The 21,745-nt window shown below is 55.9% G+C and carries 20 protein-coding genes, 1 tRNA gene and 1 pseudogene; 9 read left to right on the plus strand and 13 right to left on the minus strand.

What is annotated here, in order from left to right; genetic code table 11:
* From ACT2B1_RS07435 to ACT2B1_RS07465, 7 genes are all read right to left on the minus strand, one after another.
* Positions 1–528, minus strand: coding sequence for a hypothetical protein (locus ACT2B1_RS07435; protein ID WP_481668874.1), 528 nt, complete (start codon positions 526–528; stop codon positions 1–3).
* 212 nt (positions 529–740) lie between these two features.
* Positions 741–1,751: a hypothetical protein gene (locus ACT2B1_RS07440; RefSeq protein WP_481668875.1), complete on the minus strand. Its 1,011-nt coding sequence runs from the start codon at positions 1,749–1,751 to the stop codon at positions 741–743.
* 590 nt (positions 1,752–2,341) lie between these two features.
* On the minus strand, positions 2,342–2,821 hold the full coding sequence (locus ACT2B1_RS07445) for a hypothetical protein (protein WP_481668876.1): 480 nt from the start codon (positions 2,819–2,821) through the stop codon (positions 2,342–2,344).
* Between the two features lie 582 nt (positions 2,822–3,403).
* Entirely contained in the window at positions 3,404–5,749 is a 2,346-nt protein-coding gene (locus ACT2B1_RS07450; RefSeq protein ID WP_481668877.1) for a bifunctional DNA primase/polymerase, read from the minus strand.
* A 15-nt stretch (positions 5,750–5,764) separates the two neighbouring features.
* Positions 5,765–6,052, minus strand: coding sequence for a helix-turn-helix domain-containing protein (locus ACT2B1_RS07455; protein ID WP_481668878.1), 288 nt, complete (start codon positions 6,050–6,052; stop codon positions 5,765–5,767).
* Between the two features lie 393 nt (positions 6,053–6,445).
* On the minus strand, positions 6,446–7,834 hold the full coding sequence (locus ACT2B1_RS07460) for a tyrosine-type recombinase/integrase (RefSeq protein WP_481668879.1): 1,389 nt from the start codon (positions 7,832–7,834) through the stop codon (positions 6,446–6,448).
* A gap of 237 nt (positions 7,835–8,071) precedes the next feature.
* A tRNA-Cys gene (locus tag ACT2B1_RS07465) sits at positions 8,072–8,145 on the minus strand.
* Positions 8,146–8,370: 225 nt separating this feature from the next.
* On the opposite strand from ACT2B1_RS07465, the gene ACT2B1_RS07470 reads away from it, so the two are divergent.
* The 3 genes from ACT2B1_RS07470 to ACT2B1_RS07480 all read left to right on the plus strand — a co-directional run bounded on the left by ACT2B1_RS07470 (position 8,371) and on the right by ACT2B1_RS07480 (position 11,342).
* Positions 8,371–9,024, plus strand: coding sequence for a protein-L-isoaspartate O-methyltransferase family protein (locus tag ACT2B1_RS07470; RefSeq protein WP_171240070.1), 654 nt, complete (start codon positions 8,371–8,373; stop codon positions 9,022–9,024).
* Between the two features lie 95 nt (positions 9,025–9,119).
* A complete protein-coding gene (locus ACT2B1_RS07475; RefSeq protein ID WP_171122054.1) occupies positions 9,120–10,538 on the plus strand; it encodes a TolC family outer membrane protein in 1,419 nt (472 codons plus the stop codon).
* Positions 10,539–10,613: 75 nt separating this feature from the next.
* Positions 10,614–11,342: a hypothetical protein gene (locus tag ACT2B1_RS07480; protein ID WP_171240071.1), complete on the plus strand. Its 729-nt coding sequence runs from the start codon at positions 10,614–10,616 to the stop codon at positions 11,340–11,342.
* A 3-nt stretch (positions 11,343–11,345) separates the two neighbouring features.
* Here ACT2B1_RS07480 and ACT2B1_RS07485 read toward each other — a convergent pair whose 3' ends face one another.
* Positions 11,346–12,803, minus strand: coding sequence for a cobyric acid synthase (locus ACT2B1_RS07485; protein ID WP_481668880.1), 1,458 nt, complete (start codon positions 12,801–12,803; stop codon positions 11,346–11,348).
* Between the two features lie 62 nt (positions 12,804–12,865).
* Here ACT2B1_RS07485 and ACT2B1_RS07490 point away from each other — a divergent pair, with 62 nt between their 5' ends.
* Positions 12,866–13,435 carry a cobalamin biosynthesis protein CobQ gene (locus ACT2B1_RS07490; protein ID WP_481668881.1) on the plus strand — a complete coding sequence of 190 codons (570 nt, stop codon included), beginning with the start codon at positions 12,866–12,868 and terminating at the stop codon, positions 13,433–13,435.
* A gap of 74 nt (positions 13,436–13,509) precedes the next feature.
* Here ACT2B1_RS07490 and ACT2B1_RS07495 read toward each other — a convergent pair whose 3' ends face one another.
* Entirely contained in the window at positions 13,510–13,830 is a 321-nt protein-coding gene (locus ACT2B1_RS07495) for a DUF6280 family protein (RefSeq protein ID WP_037310273.1), read from the minus strand.
* A 218-nt stretch (positions 13,831–14,048) separates the two neighbouring features.
* On the opposite strand from ACT2B1_RS07495, the gene efp reads away from it, so the two are divergent.
* Positions 14,049–14,612, plus strand: a complete 564-nt coding sequence (gene efp, locus ACT2B1_RS07500; RefSeq protein WP_170325421.1) for an elongation factor P — start codon at positions 14,049–14,051, stop codon at positions 14,610–14,612.
* A gap of 58 nt (positions 14,613–14,670) precedes the next feature.
* Here the strand turns inward: efp and ACT2B1_RS07505 are convergent, their stop codons facing one another.
* Together ACT2B1_RS07505 and ygfZ are read right to left on the minus strand one after the other, a co-directional pair.
* On the minus strand, positions 14,671–15,615 hold the full coding sequence (locus tag ACT2B1_RS07505) for an ABC transporter transmembrane domain-containing protein (protein ID WP_171210817.1): 945 nt from the start codon (positions 15,613–15,615) through the stop codon (positions 14,671–14,673).
* Positions 15,616–15,720: 105 nt separating this feature from the next.
* Complete coding sequence (ygfZ, locus tag ACT2B1_RS07510) at positions 15,721–16,458, minus strand: CAF17-like 4Fe-4S cluster assembly/insertion protein YgfZ (RefSeq protein WP_171210816.1); 738 nt, start codon at positions 16,456–16,458, stop codon at positions 15,721–15,723.
* 72 nt (positions 16,459–16,530) lie between these two features.
* On the opposite strand from ygfZ, the gene ACT2B1_RS07515 reads away from it, so the two are divergent.
* Positions 16,531–17,205, plus strand: coding sequence for a TIGR04283 family arsenosugar biosynthesis glycosyltransferase (locus ACT2B1_RS07515; protein ID WP_171125358.1), 675 nt, complete (start codon positions 16,531–16,533; stop codon positions 17,203–17,205).
* A 7-nt stretch (positions 17,206–17,212) separates the two neighbouring features.
* On the opposite strand, the pseudogene ACT2B1_RS07520 reads toward ACT2B1_RS07515, so the two are convergent.
* Positions 17,213–17,968, minus strand: a pseudogene (locus tag ACT2B1_RS07520) (hypothetical protein); the annotation flags it as partial.
* Positions 17,969–18,043: 75 nt separating this feature from the next.
* Positions 18,044–18,913 carry a MurR/RpiR family transcriptional regulator gene (locus ACT2B1_RS07525; RefSeq protein ID WP_481668882.1) on the minus strand — a complete coding sequence of 290 codons (870 nt, stop codon included), beginning with the start codon at positions 18,911–18,913 and terminating at the stop codon, positions 18,044–18,046.
* A gap of 155 nt (positions 18,914–19,068) precedes the next feature.
* Here ACT2B1_RS07525 and ACT2B1_RS07530 point away from each other — a divergent pair, with 155 nt between their 5' ends.
* From ACT2B1_RS07530 to ACT2B1_RS07540, 3 genes are read left to right on the plus strand one after another with little or no spacing between them, the layout of a single operon-like run.
* Positions 19,069–19,824 carry an N-formylglutamate amidohydrolase gene (locus ACT2B1_RS07530; protein WP_481668883.1) on the plus strand — a complete coding sequence of 252 codons (756 nt, stop codon included), beginning with the start codon at positions 19,069–19,071 and terminating at the stop codon, positions 19,822–19,824.
* A gap of 8 nt (positions 19,825–19,832) precedes the next feature.
* Positions 19,833–20,405: a TRAP transporter small permease subunit gene (locus ACT2B1_RS07535; RefSeq protein WP_171122061.1), complete on the plus strand. Its 573-nt coding sequence runs from the start codon at positions 19,833–19,835 to the stop codon at positions 20,403–20,405.
* Positions 20,402–21,721: a TRAP transporter large permease gene (locus tag ACT2B1_RS07540; protein ID WP_171125354.1), complete on the plus strand. Its 1,320-nt coding sequence runs from the start codon at positions 20,402–20,404 to the stop codon at positions 21,719–21,721. Before ACT2B1_RS07535 ends, ACT2B1_RS07540 begins: the two co-directional genes overlap by 4 nt.
* Positions 21,722–21,745 lie beyond the last annotated feature (24 nt).

A 21,745-nucleotide genomic window follows, 5' to 3' on the forward strand; every position in this document is an offset into this window, starting at 1 on the left:
TCATACCACCTTCAATTCGATCGAAATCGTTGGGACCTCTGTCTGCCGTTTGCGGTATCTGTCGTAAGCACCTTGCAGATAAACACGTGTACGCAAGAAAATTCGCCAAAGACCGTCCAACTCGCCTTTCGCATATTTGCGCCTCTTTCCATGATGTTCTTGGGCGAATTGTATCTCTGGATGATCATCGAATTCTTCACGAGAGACTGATTTTGTCTGCAGTAGCTTCCAGTAAGTACTAGTTCGGGCACGGCAGATATGAAGTTGCGCGGCGTCTTTGAGGAATTTGACGAAATCGGGATCATCGAGATCGTAATCGAGGTTAGTGACAGTCAATAAAATAGCATCGTCAAAATCTGATAAAGGTCCGGGTCCAGATCGAGACCAAACCCAAGGCTGAGACACCCGATCCGGTAGAAACTGCGCAGAAGATTTTCTTCCTTCCTCTAGAGACTTTTTGTGTATGTCTTCAACCCTTCTCTTTTCGCGTTTCAGGGCTTCCATCCAGATTTGCTGCTCAGCGGTCACGTTGCACCTTCATTCTTGTTTGTTAACTCCTGATAACACAGCAAGTTTGCCCCTGGGCAGCCCTGTAAAGCGAGTGTTCGTATATTTTTCACCCGATTGTTCTGCGAAGATGTACGTTGCGGGTTTGATACTTGTCGCCTGCTGTTCTCAGACCACCGGGAAAACTTCTAGTGTACAATCAAAATACGGTTCTGTTGAATCCGATGTGAAGGTCAAAGAAACAGCATAGAGAGTATTATTGCAGCGCATCCAAAAAAGAAGCCCAACATAATTGTGCGATTCATATTACATAGATTTTCGTTGGCTCTGTTCAGTCCTACCTCAAGGTTTTTGATGGTTTCATTAAGGTCATTTTCATGGCTGGCCGTTCCTTCCATCGCCACCTGAGTATCCTTTCCTATTTGCTTCTCAGAGAATGAAATTTCTGCCCGTGGGTGCTTCTCAACACTCGGTTCTTTTTCCTTGAGTTGCTTCCGCAGGTCATGAAAGCAACCGCGTTGTTCATAAGGGACGTGATAAAGTTTCTCCGTCGCCCTATAATCATTTTTCCTTTCAAGTAAGAATGGGTAGGCAAAGTATTCCGTAAAGCTGACGACAGCCGTTCGTTCTTCGGCCATACGATTGGCAAACTTCCAGAAATCGTCTTCGGTTAATTCAATATCAAAGTAAAAATACCCCGGTCCGTGTTCCGACGCCTCAGAAAAAGTAATTGTTGAAGGCTTAGGATGTTTGCTAATCGAGAATTGGGCATACCCGGTGGAGATTTCATGGTCGCTTTGCCCCAAAAAGCAAACACAGGATGGTTCGATTAGTTCAGCGTCACCGGATAAGCGAGAGTAGAACTTTGCAGTACCGCTTGTATGAATATACCCAGTTCTAGCTGCCGGAGTTTTAGTAAGAAATTCTTCTTGTTCTGACCGGTCTAATTGGCGATCTGAATCCAAGTACCACTCACTTGTTTCATCATGAAAACTAAGTTTTGCACCTTTCTCGGGTAATGCAAACGCCCCCTCTGGAATCAAAACGCGTTCCGATAATGTCAGTCGGCCAACGCGTACCTTTATTGGGAAATATTGCGTATTGTACGGCATGACATAGGAGTTCGTCGCCTCGCCTGATTTGGGGGTTTCAATCACGGTAAATTCGGGGGCATTATGGTCAGAAGCAGTGCGCCATTCGACTGTAAAGTCTGAATCGTGTTCTTTATCGGTCCAAGTAAACATGGTTGTTAATAGCCTCCTTCTTCTCTCGCACGACGAAGCGCCAAGTTAGGCTCGTTCTTGGTCATGCCCAAGTCAATGCACGGACCAAGACGTATCTTTGATAGTTCACCAAGGCGAGCGCCTGGGAGCAATCTGTTCCTTTAAAATCTCATGTGGGATTTTATGCAGTGGCCGCGCCAGAGTGCGTGTGTCGTGTTCGTGGGGTGGCCAGGGGTCGCTCATGGTTTCGGAGAGGTTTGTTTAGCCTTTGCGGAAACCGGGCAAGGCAGGTCTGGCCCATACCGTCGCGCACGAAATAGTGACTTAGCGCCAATGCGGGGATAGAAGTCAACATGACGGCCTTAATAAGTCTCACAACTGCACGGATTGGGCATCCGTGGGCACTGTTGGTTGCGAGTGTGTAAGTATATGATTTTAAAATATTAGTCTGGGCCGGGTTTCAATGCAGCGGAGTTTTCCGCAGAAACTGTCGTTGCCCTGTGTTTACCGGGCGTTGTGATGCGTTTGAGGAGGTATCTGCCGCCAACTGGGTGCCGATCTCAAGGGCTGGGAGTTTTGGTTTCCTGCCCAGCCTACGCCTTGGGTGGGGTTCAGTTCTGCCGATGGCAGAGGGCTTCTACTTGCTCACGGAAGTGGGTGGCGGGCATCAGCCCCGCATCTGTTTCGGTGTAACGCCGCACGAGGGCGTGCAGGTGCATCCAATTTGAGCGGGGTTGAATCAGACGGTGTTCGTACTGGCGCAGGAGGTCTATGGCTTGAGGGTTCGGGTTCCAGTCCATCAAAGACGTTCGCACCCGGTTTGCTTCGCGGTTCCGCTCTCGTTGGGCGTGACCTTCGGGTGTGCGAGGCGGAAACTTACCCTTCAGATTACCGGGCGAATGCGGGTAGCACCGGCCAGAAGGCGATTTCGACCACGCAACATTCTTGCAGCTAGGTTTTGAGCAAAGCGTCAGCTTGGTTCCGGGACCGAACTGGGTCGCTGCGCGGTTGCTGGCCAATGCCGCGCGCGTCCTGGCGTTCACCCCTCTGAGGTCGCCCTTCTTGTTTAGAATTTCTCGTTTTTTGTCCATATCGTGCAATCTTAAATCGGTTTTTGCTTTAGGGGCGCAACCCTATGCATTTATACCCACCGAATATGCAAACAGATACCGAAAAACCTAAAAACCAGTCCGTAAGGAGAGTCAGTTTTTCAGATTCCGTCCTATTCGGGAACCGGGTTCGCCGACTGTAACCCCGACAGTGACGGTTTTGGCGGATGGGAATTTTGAAGCAATCTGTTACCTTAAGCAGCCCGAGTGGGCGCGATACCGTCGCCCCCCGAAAACGCCCGCACCGAGAAACCAAAACTGCCCAAGTTGTTTCCAAAAACAGGCCATAAACCCTTTCTCCGCCGACTTCCTCAGGCCCCTATAAGACCCCCCAAAAAACACGTGAAAACGCAACAGAGTGTATAACAAAAAAGAAAAATTAGAGAGGGGTGTAGGGGGGGGGAGGAAGAAAGAATTTGGATACATATTTTCCCGTGTTTTTTGGCCAATCTTTCTCATCAACTTCCGCACAATTGATGGCTGAGGAAGCTGAGAAATTTTCAATCTGCTGCTACCCTTTCTCAGCCGGAAGCTGAGGAAGCGCCGAGGAAGTTTGATTTGGTTTCAGACTCCGCCCACCACCCGGTAAACCTGACCTTTCCGACCTTTGGTGTGCACCGTATCCAACCGTACCCGACCCATCTCGCACAACATTTGGAGGGCAGCGTCCCGGCGCTTGGCGTCCAACTTCTTATAGGTCCGGTTCGTAATCTCCATTTTCTTGGCTTCCCCGCCCAAACCGACCAAGGCACCCATGACCAGATTGATGTCCACCTCGTGCCGACTGTCTGCGACATGCAACCGGACGGCACGTGACTGTGCTTCAACACAATGCTTCACAAATTTCACCGCCCATTCGGCGTGTGCCTTCTCAAGAGGGATCTCCCCCGAAAACCGGATGGGTGCTTTCAGGGCGATGTCGCCCAGCGCCACCACTCCCGCAACCTTTACGGCATTTTCCGCAGCCCGACCCCAAAGCTGGCGAGTGTCATCCGTCTTGTCGCCCTTGCGTGCTGTCGTCTCCACGTCCCACGCTCGCAAGACCTTTTCAGCCTCAATCGTAGGAACTATCGGAACCGCGCGGAATTGGGTTTCGGCTCCATAGGTCCGCACCGTGGGCAACATAGTTGACTCCGCAACCAGGGCATCGTCATCGCCAACCGGGATTGGGTTCATGGCTCCCGTGTGCCGCGCCACCGTAGCAATCCACCGGAACGCGTCCTGAATGTTCAGCGGAACCTGATGGGGCGCTACGTGGCTTTCCGGGTGCAGCGTCACTTCATCATCGGATTCCAAGATTATTGGGCGATTTAGAACACCATCTTCCAGTTGCTCTGAAGTAAAAGCCCGCATGAACACCCGAATGCTCGGCGTAGTGTGGAATGCCACGAGAAACGGGTGGGGAACCGCAGCCAGACTGTCCTTTGCGGACTTCACATTAACAGGTCCTAAATCACTGAAAGGTAGGCCGTATAACATCACCGCCTTGTCGGACAAGGTTTTCATGTGAGGGTTGGCATTGCGTCCATCCAAGGCCGCTTGCACGATCGAATGGTATTCATCGTTCAGCCATAGCACCGCGCCGTTGTTGTCCTGTAGAACGCGGTGCAGTGCCTGACCGGAGCCGAGACCATCGCAGTGGTAAACACCACCCGCCTTAGCCCCCAGCTTGGCCGTGGAACGGTCCTTTTCCTTACCGAGGGCCGTATCCGCGATCAGCACGCCCTGAATGTTCAGCGCGATTGGAGAGAACGGGCGGTGCACCACGACTCGCCCACCGGTTGCGGCTGCGACCGACACAAGAGCTGACAGGATGTGACGATCCCGACCCGGATGGTAAGACACATCTTCAGTGTAGCCCATCAGGGCGTCCACCAGACCGGTAATGCCTGCAACCGCGTGGGCGAGGGCAGCGCCCTGATTCAGCGGAGTCGATGCTTGGCCAGTCGTTGAGGGCTGGGCGTTTTCGTCCGGTTCCCCGGTTCCCCAAGACTTGGGATCGTCAATGACATCGAAGTCTTCGCGCCCGCTGGACCTTTCACATTTGGCCACAGTGGACATGATCTGCCGTTCATCCTGCGTACCCACCGTGCATTTTTCCATCAACGCCCAAACCGAAAAGTCATAAGTGCATCCGAACTTTGCCAAACGCCGTGCGATGGACATATCGAAACCAGACCGCGAAGTATCATCCAGCCCTTCTTCTCCACCCTCCCAGCGGTGTTTCAACATGCTATCTTCTTCCAGCAGTTCCCGGAGGGTGTCTTCAGCGCCTGCTGGCTTCTCCCAAGGCCGGGGGAACCGCACCAAAACACGGCCCACCTTGCCGGGATTCTTGGCCTCGTAGCGCGCAATGAGTTCGTCGCAAACCTCCGGCGGTAGTATCGCAGCCGGGACATCGTCAATGACCTCGTAGCCCTCGCCAAAGGCGGCAAATCCCCCTTCGCCACGGGCGTCCAACTTGGCGACGATATTCTGACCGGTGGGCAGCTTCCCTTCATAACCCTCGGGCGCACGGAAGAAAAAATGCTCGCCGTCGGAGACAGTCTTGTGGATACGGGTGGGCGTATCCAGCAGGCCACGGTCCCGCATCCAAGTCTTTGCCTCCCCTTCTGGGTCAGGGTTGTCCGGGTCGAGCATGAAAAGCCCGCCACCCATTTTCATCCCGTATCCGTTGGCGCGGGACCAATCGAACTCTTCCACGTTGAGGGAGGCCAAATGCAGGCCCCCTTTACCGGATTCCGGCCCTTTCCCGGTAAGTGGAATTTTGTTCCAGCCTCCGCCACCGTCAGGTACGATTAGGATCGGGAATACCGGAACGCCCGCCCTGGCTTTCTTCGCGGCTTCGGCCTTCCAGTGTTTGCCGCCGCGAGATTTTGTGGCGTCAACACCTGCTACATTTGTGTCCACAATCCTGACCTCCGTTTATGCAGCGGAGGGGGACTTGGCGTCTTTCACGCGCCGGTCACGCAACGCGTTAAGCGAATTGCGGCGGATTCGGGTGGCGGTTCCAGCTTTGTATGCGTCCAGATCGCCTCGGGCGATCATGTTGTAAATCGTGGTCAGCCCGCAGCCCAGAACGGCCATGACTTCCTTCACCGTCGCATCCCGGACGAAAATATCTTGGTCCGTGCTGAATGCTGGGCCGATGTCTTTGATAGTTGCTTTTTTACCCCGTCCCAGGCGGTTGTATTTCTTGGTTGTCGTGTCCATGCGTCAAATCCTTCTCGGCTTGCAGGATTTGCGACGCGCTTTTGGTTCGAAACCTACCGCCCACGGGCTTCTGGTGGGGCGGCTTTTTACCCTCGGTAGGAAGGGCCTAGAGTGCGGTGCGCTAGACCGACACCAATCGCAAAATGTTCGATTAACATGGTATGGAATGAATCAGGCTGCAAGGGAAAAATTTATTAGAGGTAATTGGTTACAGGTTGTTACCTAACTGGAATGGTGGGTGTTTCCAGTTGCGGAGGGAGCTAGTATTTGGGTGCCGCGTCCTTGGTTCCTTTTGGTTCCCGGATAGGGTTCCCTCTCTCATGGCAAACGCCTCTGGACCGGCAGACAAGAACCGTCGGGTTCACTGATGCCCACTGGGTCTTTGCCTATAGTTTATGATGCAGAGGCGCTGGGCTTAAGGGCCACGATGTTTTGACCTTGCAGGGCGTCAAGGTGGTCCGCCCAACGTTGCAGCCAGTCTTTGGCAAGTTCGCTGAAATCTGCCGTTTTCGTGTAGCCACCATCAACCACTTCATTTTGTGTCTTGGTGCGATGGTTGGTGATGGCATTGCGCACGTCGAGTGGACAGAGATTCTCCTTTAACCACGTCAGCCCAGCGTGTCTTAGGGCATGGGTGGAGAAGCCATCGGGAAGGTCTGCGTACTTGCGAATGCGTGATGCCCCCCGAATGACATTGGCCTTTGCGACAGGGCGGGAGCTGTCGTGAGGAGCCGAGAACACGTAATCGGAATCGAGTGTCTGAGCGTCTTTGATGCGCTTCAGGAGGGCCACGGACTGATTGGACAGTTGGATCGTGTATCCGTGCTTGTTCTTGGCACGCGCACTGGGCAGATGCCATACGGCATTGTTCAGATCGAACTCTGCCCACGCCGCTTGGGCGGCTTCGCCCACGCGTGTCATGGTCAGGGCCTGAAAGCGAAGGGCTTCGCCGTAGACCTCATGGTCGAGACTTCCCATGAAGGCCTTCATCTGATCGGAGTCTGGGCAGAAGGTCTTGGGCTTATGCTGTGGAGCCATCGCCCCATCAGTTGGGTTGTGGTGGTCCTGCGGGAGCCACGCGCCGTTGGGATAGGCGATCTTTGCTGTCCGACCGGATGCCACGTTGAACATGGTGGACAAGACCGCACGTAGCTTCTGCGCTTCACGGGGCGCGCTTGACGCGAGGGATGCCAGTATTTTGCGGATGGTGTCTCCGTCAAACTCGGACGCAAGGGTTTGCCCGTGGTGCGGAATGATATGCCGCCGCAAGAGCCGCGCATCTTCTTTGCCCGAACGTTTGATGAGTTCCTTCGTGGCGACGTCTATTCCCAGCGCGTATTCTTGGATGTACTGCTCGCAGATTTCTTCCATTGTGTAGACGGAGTCCGGTTCGGCGTGAGCCAGCGGCTGGCCGGATTTGTGCAGTTCCCTGAGGCGCTGGGCTTCGACGCGTGCTTCGGCCACAGAGAGTTCAGAAGGAAACCGGCCCAGCTTCAGTTCCTTTTCTTTCCCTGCTTCGTCGCGGTAGCGGAAGAACCATACTTTTCCGTTGCGCTTAGCATGGCGCATCAGGAGGCCGGGATTGGCCCTGCAGGTCAGCTTTCCACCTGGTGCGAGGTTTTCATACTCTATGTGCGAACGACCGGCTGCGTTCTGAGGTTGCGCCAATGCTGACGCAGCCTGAAGGGCCGCACGAAGGGCATCATCGCGGAATTTGACTGCAAGCGCCGCTTCGATGTGTTTCAGCGCCTCAGCCTTTAGTTTAGAAATCTTCGTGCTCATGGCCAGAATCCTTTCCAGTGTTTCGGCTGTGATTTGGGCCGGGGCGGCGCAACGCTCCGGTCCTTTGAATTTAAGGGCTGGCAAAAAAGACCACCACCTCATTCCGCAAACTTTCCGCAGAGAGGGTGGTTGTGGGCGGTCTGCGGTGGTCACAGAGGGAAAAATATTCCCCGTTTGTTCCGCGCTTTTTCTGCCGATTGTTGCGGAAAAGTCTATGTTTTATAGGGGGTTTTGAAGTGGAGGCGAGTACCGGAATCGAACCGGTGTACACGGATTTGCAATCCGCTGCGTCACCACTCCGCCAACTCGCCTTTTCAAGTAAAATCAAATACTTGCTGTGGTGTGGGGGGCGTTTTAACAGCTTTCGTCTGGGGCGTCCAGAGGGGTGCCTCAAAAATTCATGCAGAACGCTCTGGTTGGTTGTAGGTGCGCGGGAAATATTGGTTCTGCGGCAAAAGTTCTCTGCGCTGGCCGTTGCTGGTTCCTCCTTGATATGGCACAAGCGCATCATCCAAGGGAAAGATACGAGCGATCCAATGACAGACTTCGCAGCCCGCCGCCGCACGATGGTTGATACACAGATTCGACCCTCTGATGTGACCAAGTTTCCCATTATCGACGCGATGTTGAACGTGAGACGAGAGAACTTCGTGCCGGATTCCCAGCGCGAGGCGGCTTATGTCGAAGGATTGATAGATATGGGTGCGGGGCGCTGTATGCTAGAGCCTAGGACCCTGGCTAAGATATTGGATGCGCTGAACATTTCTAATGATGAAATTGTTTTGGATGTCGGCTCGGCAATGGGGTATTCGACAGCAGTTGCAGCGCGCATGGCGCAATTGGTTGTCGGTGTCGAGGAAGACGAGGACCTTGCGGCCGAGTCTCAGACTGTCCTAATGGAGGCGGACGCAGACAACGCCATCGTGCATGTCGGACCGCTGGCGCAAGGTGCGACCGAGCATGGGCCTTACGACGTGGTCATGATCCAGGGCGGGGTCGAGCAGGTGCCAGACGCCATTATTGATCAGCTCAAAGAACACGGCCGGATTGCTTGCCTTTTCATGGAAGGTGAGCTGGGAACGGTCCGCATCGGCCATAAATCCGGAGGTCGGGTGACCTGGCGCCATGCTTTTAATGCCAATGCGCCGGTATTGCAGGCATTTTCCGCGGATCGTGCATTTTCGCTATAATTCTACGGCAGATTATTCTGCTGCCTTGATTAGTTGAAAACAAAGGCGCAAACTGCGCCTAGGGCTGCGTAATTTTGATTTGAGAGGATTTCGTTATGAGTTCTAAGTCGGGAGGTAAGCTGGTCAAGGCCTTGGCGCTTACGGCTGGTATCGCACTCAGCGTTGTTCCGGGACGGGCGGTTTGGGCAGATAATCTGACCGACGCCTTCATTGGTGCATATAACACAAGCGGATTGCTGGAACAGAACCGCGCGCTGCTGCGTGCAGCGGACGAAGATGTGGCAATTGCCCTGTCTGCGCTGCGGCCGATCATCAACTGGACGGTGCAGGTCAGTCAGGATTACACGCGTTCCACCACGGATGACGTCGTAGTCAGGAACGAACCATCGTCCTTTTTCACCGGACTGACGCTGAGCCAATTGATTTATGATGGCGGCTTCTCGGTTCTGGGCAAACAGTCTGCACAGGAAATCGTTCTGTCCACCCGTCAGAACCTGATTGATATTGAACAGCTTGTCCTGTTCCGCGCCGTGAATGCGTATCTGGAAGTCGTTCTTCAAGAAGAAACCGTTCAGATTCAGCTTAACGATGTCGATGTGTCCGCCGAGGAACTTCGGGCTTCTCAGGATCGTTTCGACGTAGGCGAAGTCACACGAACCGACGTTGCGCTGTCCGAAGCGCAGCTTGCCAGTGCTCAGGCGGAACTTGCCATTGCTCGCGGTAACCTGAGCCGCGCGCAGGCGGAATATGTGAACGCCGTGGGCAAGGCGCCGGGAGCGACAGCGGGCCAACCCAGCCTGCCGAACCTTTCTGGTTCGGAATCTGAAGCGATCGCCTTCGCTCAGCGGAACCACCCCGCAATTCTGGCCGCGCAGCACGAGGTGCGGGCATTTGATCTGGCCGTGCAGCAGCAGCGTGCCAACCTTGGCCCGAACGTGAGCCTGAACGCGGATGCGGGTATTCGCGAAAGCTATGACAATGATGACAACCTCGAAGACGCGTCGATTTCGCTGAACTTCAACCAGCCGATCTATGCTGGTGGCCGTCTGGCGGCAAACGTGCGTCGGTCTATGGCGACCCGCGACGCCTCGCGCGCAAACCTGTTGAACGTGCAAAAAGACATCACGCAGGGCGTGGCAGATGCCTATGCGCGTTTTCAGGCCGCAACCGCAAGTCTGAGGGCGTCGACGGAACAGGTTCGCGCCTCGCAGGTCGCGTTTGACGGTATCCGGGAAGAGGCGACATTGGGCGCTCGGACCACGCTGGACGTTCTGAACGCTCAGCAGGACTTGCTGAACGCGCAGTTGACCGAGGTTGGATCACGCACAGAGCGATCACGTGCGGCCTATGATTTGCTGCAGGCCCAAGGTCTGCTAACGGCCGAGCGGCTTGGTCTTGCTGTACAGATCTATGACCCGACGCTCTACTACAACCTGGTCAAGCGCGCGCCGGCGCAGGTCAGCAAGCAGAGCAAGGATCTGGATCGCGTGCTGAAAGCGTTGCGTCGCGACTGAGGGTCCAAGCTGACGGTTGTGAGGTCCGAAGTGTTTGGCTACACTCGATTCTGAGGACAGAGTGGTAGTGAAAAGATGACGGACAAGGTGGTAAATGGGAGCGTAGAGGACGTTTTGTCCTCTATCAAACGGCTGGTCGGTGAAGAAGGCCGCAAGATCCCGGACCTTGTTCCAACAGCCATGTCCAGAAAGCCGGGTCGCTTGGTCCTAACGGATGCTTTGCGCGTAAGCGAAGCAGCGGAGGACGAAGACGAGGCGGAATACACCGCGGATGCGTCCATCAAGCCAATGGTCCTTCGTGCCAGCGACATTGTTAAGCGTGACGAACCTGTCGCCGAAGAACAGCAAAGCACTGACCCAGCGGATAGTTTGAGCGCGAAGATTGAGGCGCTGGAAGCTGCAATTGCCCGCACCGAAGATCAGTGGGAACCGGACGGCGACAGCGAGGACGAGTATTCCGGCACGCGCACGACGTCGCTGGAATGGAGCGCGGATGAGGAAGCAAGCAGCGCCAAGGAAGATGTCCGCGCCGACAATGATGACTCTGCGCCCGAGGCCGAATCCCAGGTTTCCGAAACGAAGGCAATGTTCATTCGCGATCCCGAAGTGACCGCTGCCGCTGTATCATCCACTGAACAGCCCAGGGACGTAACCGCCCTTGATGAGGCCGCGTTACGTGACCTGATAGCGCAGGTTGTGCGTGAGGAACTGCAAGGCGTTCTGGGTGAGCGGATTACGCGCAACGTCCGCAAAATGGTCCGGCGCGAGATTTATCGGGCGCTTGCCGAACACAAGCCGGATTGACCTTTATCCGTGCGTAGGACTCTCTGCAAGGTCCAGCAGTTGATCCAGGTTCATATGCGTTTCAAGATGGTCCGCCAACGCGTCGAGTGTGTCCTCAACCCCATCTTCATAGCCTAAATCCGATGCTGCGCCGAGCTGTGACAAGTAGCTGGCGCGAAATGCGTCAGAAGAGAAGATGCCGTGCAAATAGCTGCCACGAATGCGGCCGGTCTTGTCGGTGGCGCCTTCTGGCCGCCCGCCAATTTCCAACCAGGCGCGTCGGCAATCGGCCCCCTCGGTTTTACCCATGTGAATTTCATAACCCTGTACCGGCTCTCCGCCCGGGACAGTTCGGGCGCTGCGCAGGGTGAGCGTCTTTTGCCCCGACATCACCGTGTCGACATCCAAAAGGCCTAAGCCTTCGACAGTCCCCGGGCGACCATCCACCCCGTCCGGGTCTGCGATTGTCTTGCCCAGCATTTGATACCCGCCACACAAGCCTAAGACATGGCCGCCCCGACGAACATGTGCATACAGGTCCACATCCCAGCCCTGCGCGCGGAAATAGGCCAGATCGCCTATGGTCGATTTGCTGCCCGGCAACAACACCAGATCAGCATCACCAGGCAGAGCGCGACCAGCAGGCACGATCTCTACAGTGATGCCCGGTTCGGCGGACAGGGGGTCAAGATCGTCGAAATTCGCCATCCTCTCCAGTTGCGGGACCACGACTTTACAGGCCCCACCGCTATGCGAGCGGATGTCCATCATGTCTTCGGCTGGAAGACGCCACGCATCGTGGAACCAAGGAACGACGCCCAGACAAGGCCATCCGGTTCGCGCTGCTATGTCATCTCGTCCTTCGTCAAACAGCGAAACATCGCCCTTGAAACGGTTGACCGCGAAGCCCCGGATCATGGCCAGATCGCCCGCGTCAAGCACGGCCTGTGTTCCGACGATCTGGGCTATCACGCCGCCGCGATGGATGTCGCCGACCAGAACCACCGGAACCCCGGTGGCGCAGGCGAAGCCCATGTTGGCAATATCGCCTTTGCGCAGGTTGGTTTCAGCCGGGCTTCCGGCGCCTTCTATCAGGACCAGATCGGCGTCGTCGCACAACCTGTCAAAGCTTTCCAAGGCAGCACTCAGCAGCTTGGATTTGTCCTTGCGGTAATCTCCGGCTTTCATCGTCCCGGCGCGTTGGCCCTGTATGATGACCTGAGCGCCGGTATCCGTTTCAGGTTTCAGCAGAATCGGGTTCATGTCGGTATGCGTTGGTCGTTTGGCGGCGCGGGCCTGCAATGCCTGCGCCCGCCCAATCTCGCCCCCGTTTTCGGTGACGGCGGCATTGTTTGACATGTTTTGCGGCTTGAACGGTGCGACACGCAGGCCGCGCCGCGTAAAGGCTCGGGCCAATCCTGCCACCAGAACCGACTTGCCGACATTGCTGCCGGTGCCCTGAATCATGATGGCGCGAACCATGCCGAGTCTCCTATAACCTGAAGGGCACATGACCCGATTTGATGGCTGAGGAAAAGCCCCGGATGAACACACCTGCACATCTTTTGATCGGGGCTGCTGCCTTTGCCAATCCTCCTCGTGGGCGGATTTTGTGGGCTGCTTTGCTAGGCTCTGCGCTGCCGGACGTGTCGCTTTACCTGATGGCCGGGGTGTCTTTGTTCGTTTTGGGGATTCCTGAGCAGGTGGTTTTCGGTCAGCTTTATTATTCCACGGAATGGCAGACCGTATTCGCCATCGACAACTCATTTTTTGTTTGGGGATTGGTGCTATTGGCTGGGGGCTGGCTCCGCATCAGGCCGCTGATCGTCGGCGCGTCGGCTGGCTTGCTGCATCTGTTACTGGACTTTCTGTTGCATGCCGGGGACGGGCGGCCCCAGTTCTGGCCGTTCAGCTCGTGGGTCTTTGACAGCCCAGTCAGTTATTGGGACAGCGCACACCACGCCTATTGGGTGGCACCTGTGTCACTGACAGTGTGCGCGGTGTCTTATCTGTTACTGTGGCGGCGGGGCATGGCATGGTCGGCGAAGGTGTTCTTTGCCATGATGCTGTGCGCCGAGGTTTGGGTCGCGCGACAGTGGTTGCTGTTTTTCTGACGCAACGCTTGGGGCAAACGAAAAGCGCGCTCCAGTGGCAGGAGCGCGCTTTTTCATTCGACCAGAAGTTTTGATCAGGCTGCTTCTGCCTGTTGTGCAGCGTTGCGACGCTCGCTCTCTTCGCGAGACAGGGCGACCGAGGTGCGTACACCACGACCAACGAACTCCATCAGTCCGCTGACAACGCGTTCGTTCGGGTCAATCCCTGCACAAGACAGGACCTCGCGACCATCGCGCGAGCGGGCCCACCGAGCGATCTGTTCGGGGCCATTGCCGTACTTTTTATCGTCGGCGATTGCGTCATCCAGTGCAGCCAACACAACGGCTGCGAAAAGTTTACGAGCACGGTTGCCTTGCTCATTGTTAAAGGCGGTGCCGTCAACGAAATCTCTCATCTCGTCTTCCTTGTTGTTCTTGCTCTTGCATTTTCGGCGTGACGGTCCTTATGACCGATTAAGTGCGATTCGGATACACCTAATATGCATAGTTGCGTTGCGTCATTTGCATGGCTTGCTGCAGCTGCAGCACAAGGTCTCGTTGTCTTGCCAGGTACAGCCACGCCAGATATAGGGAGCGCAACTTACGCATCAACCGTTTGTGAAGGATTTATGTCATGCCCAAGATAAATGGGAACGAAATTCGCCCCGGCAATGTGCTTGAGCATAATGACGGTCTGTGGGCAGCCGTAAAAGTCGATCATGTAAAGCCCGGAAAAGGCGGTGCTTTTGCGCAAGTCGAATTGCGCAACCTGCGGAATGGGTCAAAATTGAACGAACGGTTCCGTTCGGCGGATAAAGTTGAACGTGTGCGGCTAGAGCAGAAGGACCAGCAGTTCCTGTACGAATCTGACGGTATGCTGGTGTTCATGGACTCTGAGACTTACGAACAGATCGAACTGCCTGCCGAGCTGCTGGGTGAGCGCCGCCCGTTTCTGCAGGACGGCATGACCATCGTGGTCGAGTTCTACGAATCCGAGGCGCTAAACGCCACGTTGCCCCAGAAAGTGACCTGCAAGATCGTCGAGACCGAGCCGGTCGTCAAAGGTCAGACCGCTGCGAATTCGTTCAAACCGGCAATTCTGGACAATGGTGTTAAGGTCATGGTGCCGCCGTTCATCGGACAGGATGAGATGATCGTCGTGAACACCGAAACCATGGAATATTCCGAGCGCGCCTAAACGGTTGCCTTGATGGAAATGAAAAAGACCGCGACGGCAGGGGCCGCGCGGTCTTTTTTTATCTTAACCTTCTTGGGTTCCGATATTGTTCAGGATTGGGGCCGAACAATTCCAGCATCAACTCGTACTTGATGCGATTGGCGCTGACTTGCCGGTAGAACGCGATCAGAAAGGCGGTTGGTCCTTGGATACGGCTTAGGCCGCTGGTAGCGGCGACCACAGTGCCCACATCCGTTTTGCCCTGTAAAACGAGATAACCGCCCAGCATCAGAACGCCGACGGTGCCCGCGCCGTTGATAACGCTAAGCAGGAACTTGGCGGACAGTTTCCACAAAAACATACGTCGCCGTGTCTCAAAGATTTCGTCGAACTGCGCTTCGATGTCTCGTGCGACGGCGTCGATATCTTCGACCGTCAGCTTGTCGGTCGCGCTGCGCAGGATATGAACGCGCTCGGCCACAAAGGTGTTTACTTTGCGCTGCGAGATCAGAACGATGACGATCTGCGGCACAATCATCGAAAATGCAATCAGGCCAAGTCCCGGCTGCGTCGATGAAATATACCCGATCACACTGATCAGAGTTCCCACTTGCACCACAGGGTCCGAAAACGCCCCGCCTGCAAATTTGCCCAGCTCTTCGGCTTCGGCCGAGATTGCGGTGGTCATTGTTCCCTTGCGAACGGTCCCGCCCGTTTCACCCAGATCCGATGAGCGCAATAGCAGCCGCTGCCGGATCATGCGGATCATGTCTTCGCCCAATGTGCCAGCCCGAAAGCCCAGCAACCATTTCAGAGCAAGACTCAGCAGGATAACGGACATCATGCCGCCTCCGAGATAGATCAGGTGATCCGTGTCGACGTTATCCTCGGTCAGGTGGTTGATGATGTCGCGCTGAAACTCCAGCGGCACAGCAGCCAGACCCGCGATGGCTATGGATAAAATAATAAGGATGATCTGACGCCCGGCACTGGCACGCCAGATCGCTCTGTATAGTTTGAACATTTGTTTTTCCGGTTCTTGAACCTGCGCACAGTGTGGCAGCGCCTTTGGGCGTGTTCAAACTATACCTCAAAAACCGTGGGTTACGCCGTGCTGGATTGGCAACAATCAAATCTCAACGGTGATAGGGACCCCGTCAGCGGTTAAATCGCCTTTGGCGCGGTCCAGTCTAAGATATGCGATGCCCCGACCATCAGACTGGGTAAACAGCGTGCCTGCGGGTTTCCCATCGGACAGAATTTCCGCCCCGACCGGGGCCGCGCCGCCGACCCGGACGCTGCGCAGACCCTTGCGCAACTCGGTCTTGTGTTTCATACGCGCGGTGACTTCCTGCCCGACATAGCAGCCCTTTTTGAAGTCGACACCGTTCAAGACCTCGAAACCGGATTCAAGGATATAGCTGTCAGGTGTCAGTTCGATTGCAGTCTCGGGAATGCAGTGACGCACGCGGATCGCGTCCCAATCGGTGCCGTCGTCGCCCTCGGCGCTTTCCGAGTAGATGCGCCAGCCCATTTCGGGATGACGGGGATCCGACAGCGCGCCTTGGGGGGCAGGGCCCGTGCCGCGTTGAAGGTTCAGGCCGCTATCTTCGATCGTGACATCGGCCCGCAGCTTGTACATGTTCAATCGCTTGACGAGACCGTCAGCCAGTTCCTCTGCCACGTCCAGAAGAACGGTCTCTCCGTCCCGCAGCAGAAAGAAATCTGCCAGATACTTGCCTTGAGGTGTCAGCAGCGCGGCGTAGACGATCCCGTGTTCCATCCCGGCGATGTCATTTGTCACCAGTCCTTGCAGGAAACTGTCAGTGTCCGCGCCGCCAAAGCGCAGGATGCGGCGATTGGGCATGTTACGTCCTCGTCTTTTCCCTGAGCCACGTGATATAGGAGTTCACGCCGACAAGACCAGAGGGTTTCAATCATGCCAGCGCCGATCAGCATCGTCATCCCTACGCTGAATGCGGCGGACAGCCTTCCTGAAACGCTGCAGGCTTTGATGGAGGGGCTGCATACCGGACTAATCCGGGAACTGATTGTCTCTGATGGTGGCTCTACCGATTCTACGTTGGAAATTGCCGATGACGCCGGGGCCGAGATTGTGACCGGTGCTGCGTCACGCGGGGGACAACTGCAGCGCGGATGCGCATTGGCCAAGGCTGAATGGTTATTGGTTTTGCACGCGGATACCGTCTTGCAAGAAGGGTGGAGCAAGGCCGTGGGTGATCACTTGCGGACCGGCGGCCCGGCTGCCTTTCGTCTTGCTTTCCGCGCTGCGGGGTTTGCGCCTGCGTGGGTTGCGGGTTGGGCCAATTTGCGCAGCCGCCTGTTTCGGTTGCCGTATGGCGATCAGGGGCTTTTGATCAGGCGCAAGGCTTACATGGATGCAGGGGGATACCCGGACCAGCCATTAATGGAGGATGTTGCGCTGGCGCGTCGGCTGCGGGGTATAACCCTGTTACCCGTTCGTGCCTTCACAAGTGCGGATCGGTATCAGAGGGTGGGGTGGGCCCGTCGGGGTGCGCGGAACTTGTGGACACTGACGCGGTATTTTCTGGGTGGTGATCCCGAACGGCTGGCTCAGTCATACCGGCGCTGAGGCTTGTGCGCAGTTCAACGATCGACTTACCCAGCCGAAACGGGGCCGCGAAACTAACCAGACAGAGGGCGACGATCTGGAGCACCAGAATATGTGCATTGGCCTGCAGGTATTCCCATTCGTCCTTTAGCTTCCCAACCTGCGCGATCAGATCGTCATAACTCTGGGCAAGAATGACATAGTCCCCGGCGATTGCCGGAACTTTTCGGCGCATGTTGTCGATTGCAGCCTGCGTTTCTTCGTCGAGTGACGTGAAAACCAGAAACTGATCTAAGTCGAAGGATTCAACCTTTGAGGCCATTGCCCGCATATCGTCCTGCTCGGCCTTTGCGCTTTGTCCGAACAGGAAATGCAGACCCTGAAGCGGCGCGACCTCGTTGGTGACGGCGATAAACAACGGAAGCTCGGAATTACTGGCGGTGGACGCCGACAGGAACTCCACCTTGTCGCACAAAACCCCGATATCTTTGTCATAGGCGGGGTCGCAAAAGCGCAGCCGGAACCGTGCGGCATCCCGGTCGAACGCAAGCGTTGCGGCATAAGCCACGTCAATCTGCCGGTCCAGCCGCGAACTGTCCGAGGTGTACAACCCCGCAAGAACAGCAACCAAGGCACCGATTCCGCCCAGAACAACCCAAACGAGATCAGCCAGTTTCCACGCACGGTGGCCAGCAGGTTTACGGAACAGAAACCCGGTTCCAATCGATCCAATCAGAAAGAACAGGATTAACAGGGGCAGTTGATTGTCGGCAATAAACGTCATGCATACAAAGTGACGACGCGTTCACGACGTGGCAACACTCTTCACGGGCTGTTGTTCTTTTTGTCGGATCAGAAATCAAGAGCCAGAGCTTTGGCCAAACTTCCGAAATAGTTTTGTGCGGTCAAAGGCTTGCTCCAATTCGTCAGTGCGTTCCTTGACCGAATCCCAAAGCCGCTCCTGCACTTCAGCGATGGCGCATTCCATCAACGCAAGGATCGAAGCCATCGAGTCCCAGGCCGAAGGCACGGCAATCCGGGCCGCAAACGTGTGCCTGGCGAGCCGGTGAATAGGCGAGCGCCACTGGTCGGTGAACAGCACAATCTCGGCCTCGCGTTCCTGGCAAAGCTGTCCGATCAACATGGTCGCGTTCTCGTACCTGCGCACGTCCAGCGCAACCAGAACGTCATTTTTTCGAACATCCAGCAGATCATGCGTCCACGAGGCCGCAACGGGCAGCAACCGGACGTCGGGCCGGATCATTTGCAAGTGCAGATAGAGGTACTGCGCCAAGGTGCCCGTTATTCGCCCCCCGGTGATGAAAATCCGCCGATCCGGGTCCGATAACAGGTTGCAAAAGCTATCGAATTCGCCGGGATCAACTTCGTCTATCGTGCGCTTCTGGTTGGCAAGGGATTGCTGGGAATAGCGATTCAGGATGTGTTCTTCGGGCAGGTCATTCTGCCAGACGTCGCGCTTGGCGACGGGCCCCGAGATCATCTCTTTCACCTCGCCGCGCAGGGCGGCCTGAAACTGAGGGTAGCCGTCAAACCCGGTTTTTTGCAGCATCCGCGCGACCGTGGTGGTCGAGACCGAGGCGGTGCTGGCCAATTCGGTGATGCTGCCCAGCCCGGCCATCGGGTAATCATCCAGCAGAACACTGATGAGTTGCCGTTCAGAAGGGGTCATCTTGTCCCGATGGGCCAGCAGCCTGTCCGTCACCCGCACTGAACGATCCTCCTGTATGCGACAGGCGCATAATGTGAACAATTTTTCATCAAGATCAAGCGTGGAAAAATTTATACAGGAAAATTATTGACAGGAGATTGCCGAGTGTGGAAATTTTTCCACAACGATCACGCATGGAATCGCAGGGCTTAGAATTGGACTTCGGAAAAGTCGTTCACACGGATTTGGCAGACGATGCGCCTTCGGTGGCGCTGGTTTGTGAGCACGCGTCCAATCGAATCCCTGTATGTCTTGGGGACATGGGATTGGAGACAGATGCGTTGCAAAGCCATATCGCCTGGGATCCCGGCGCATTGGCTGTGGCAAAGCTGATGGCAGTGCGCATGTCGGCCCCCTTGGTTTATGGCGGTGTGTCGCGTCTGGTTTACGACTGCAATCGCCCGCCCGAAGCCGCCGGGGCCATGCCGGTAAAAAGTGAGAACTGGGACATTCCGGCCAATGCGAACCTGTCTTCGCAAGCGCGTAAAGCGCGTATCGAGGGGGTTTATGAGCCGTTTCGTGCATCCCTGTCGGAAGTGTTGGACCAGTATCGGCGCTCGCTAGAGTTGATGGTCACTGTTCACAGCTTCACGCCCATTTATCTTGGCAAAAAGCGTAAGGTGGAACTGGGTATCCTGCACGGAGAGGATGACCGGTTCGCGACCTCAATGATGGCCCAACAGCCAGCCCAGAACCCATACGTCACCCGTTTGAACGAGCCCTATTCGGCCGTCGATGGTGTTGCGCATACACTGGACGCGCAGGCCGCGCCGCGCGGGTTGCTGAACGTAATGATCGAAATCCGCAACGACCTGATCGAAACGCCTGAACAGCAATCGGCTGTGGCTGACGCGCTGGTTCCGTGGATTGCAAGTGTCTTGTCGGGCATCAAAAAGAAGGTGGCGATGTGATCCGGGTCATGAGCTCATATGTCCGCGTCGTCGATGCGATCAATTATAGGATCGGGCGGGTGATGATGTGGGGCCTGTTCGTGATGATGGGAATCCTGCTGTGGTCTTCGATCTCGAAGACGTTTTTCCTGCCGTCGCTGTGGACGCTGGAAATGGCGCAGTTCGCGATGGTGACCTATTACATCATGGGCGGGCCATATTCGATTCAACTGGGGTCGAACGTGCGGATGGACCTGTTCTATCACAATTGGAGCCACACGAAAAAAGCGTGGTTCGACGCCTTCACCGTTTTGCTGCTGATCTTGTATCTGGGCGTGCTGTTTTACGGCGGGCTGGGATCAACCGCCTATAGCCTTGGCTATTGGGGGGATTCGCCGATCTCGTACTTCACCGGCCTGCTGACCGGCAGCGAAGAGATCGGGCGCCTCGAACGATCCTCGACCGCGTGGCGGCCTTATATCTGGCCCGTCAAGGCGATCATGGTGTTCGGCTTCTTCCTGATGCTGCTACAGGCGATATCGGAATTCTTCAAAGACATAGCCCGGATCAACGGGCAGGAAATCGGGGTTCGTCGGGCATGAGCCAGGAATACATTGCCATTTTCATGTTCGCGTCGATGATGCTGATGCTGTTCACAGGTCAGCGCGTCTTTGGCGCGATCGGCGCGGTCGCTACTGTCGCTGCGCTCGCCCTGTGGGGAACGGGCGGGCAGGACATAACATTCTCGGCCGCTATGAAGCTGATGAAATGGTATCCGCTGCTGACCCTGCCGATGTTCATTTTCATGGGCTATGTGTTGTCGGAAAGCCGTCTGGCCGATGACCTGTATCGGATGTTCCATGTGTGGATGGGGCCGGTGAATGGTGGGTTGGCGATCGGCACGATTGGCCTGATGGTTCTGGTTTCGGCCATGAACGGTCTCAGCGTCGCGGGGATGGCCATTGGCGCAACCATTGCGCTGCCGGAACTGCTGCGGCGGGGCTATGACAAGACGATGGTGACGGGTGTTATTCAAGCCGGGTCCAGTCTGGGCATTCTGGTGCCGCCCTCGGTTGTGCTGGTGCTTTATGCGATGATCGCGCGGCAACCGGTGGGGCAGTTATGGCTGGCCGGGATCGTGCCGGGACTGCTGATGGCAAGCTTGTTCATCCTCTATATCTGGATCCGATGCCGTATTCAGCCCGAACTTGGCCCCGCAATGAAAGACGCGCATGAGGTGCCGAGGGCCGAGAAAATCCGCCTATTGGGCGCCGGTGCGCTACCGCTGATCATCTTTGCCGCGATGATGGTGCCGTTTGTGAACGGCTGGACTTCGCTTGTTGAAAGCTCGGCGATCGGGGCGCTGACTGCTCTAGTCGTTTCGGTTGTCAAACGGCGCATGACGTGGAAGATTTTCGAGGATTGCACCAAGCAAACGCTGGCAATCTCATGCATGTTCATGTGGATCATCCTCGCCGCCCTTGGCTTTGGCGCGGTGTTCGATGGGCTGGGCGCGGTGAAAGCCATCGACAATCTGTTCACCGATCAACTGGGCCTGTCGCCGTGGATGATCCTGATCCTGATGCAGCTCAGCTTTATCGTCATGGGCACGTTTCTGGACGACACGGCGATGCTGGTGATCGTGGCGCCGCTCTATGTGCCGCTGGTGGGGGCGTTGGGTTTTGATCTGATCTGGTATGGGGTGCTTTATACGATCACCACCCAGATCGCCTATATGACGCCGCCATTCGGTTATAACCTGTTCTTGATGCGGGCCATGGCCCCGCCTGAGATCACGCTGCGCGACATCTACCGCTCGATCTTTCCGTTTGTCGCGGTGATGGTGCTGGCGCTGACGATCATCATGATCTTCCCGGAAATCGCCCTGTGGTTGCCCGGCTATGTCTATGGAAATTAACAAGAATGCCCGTCCAAGCGGCAC

Source organism: Ruegeria sp. S263 (assembly GCF_056780525.1).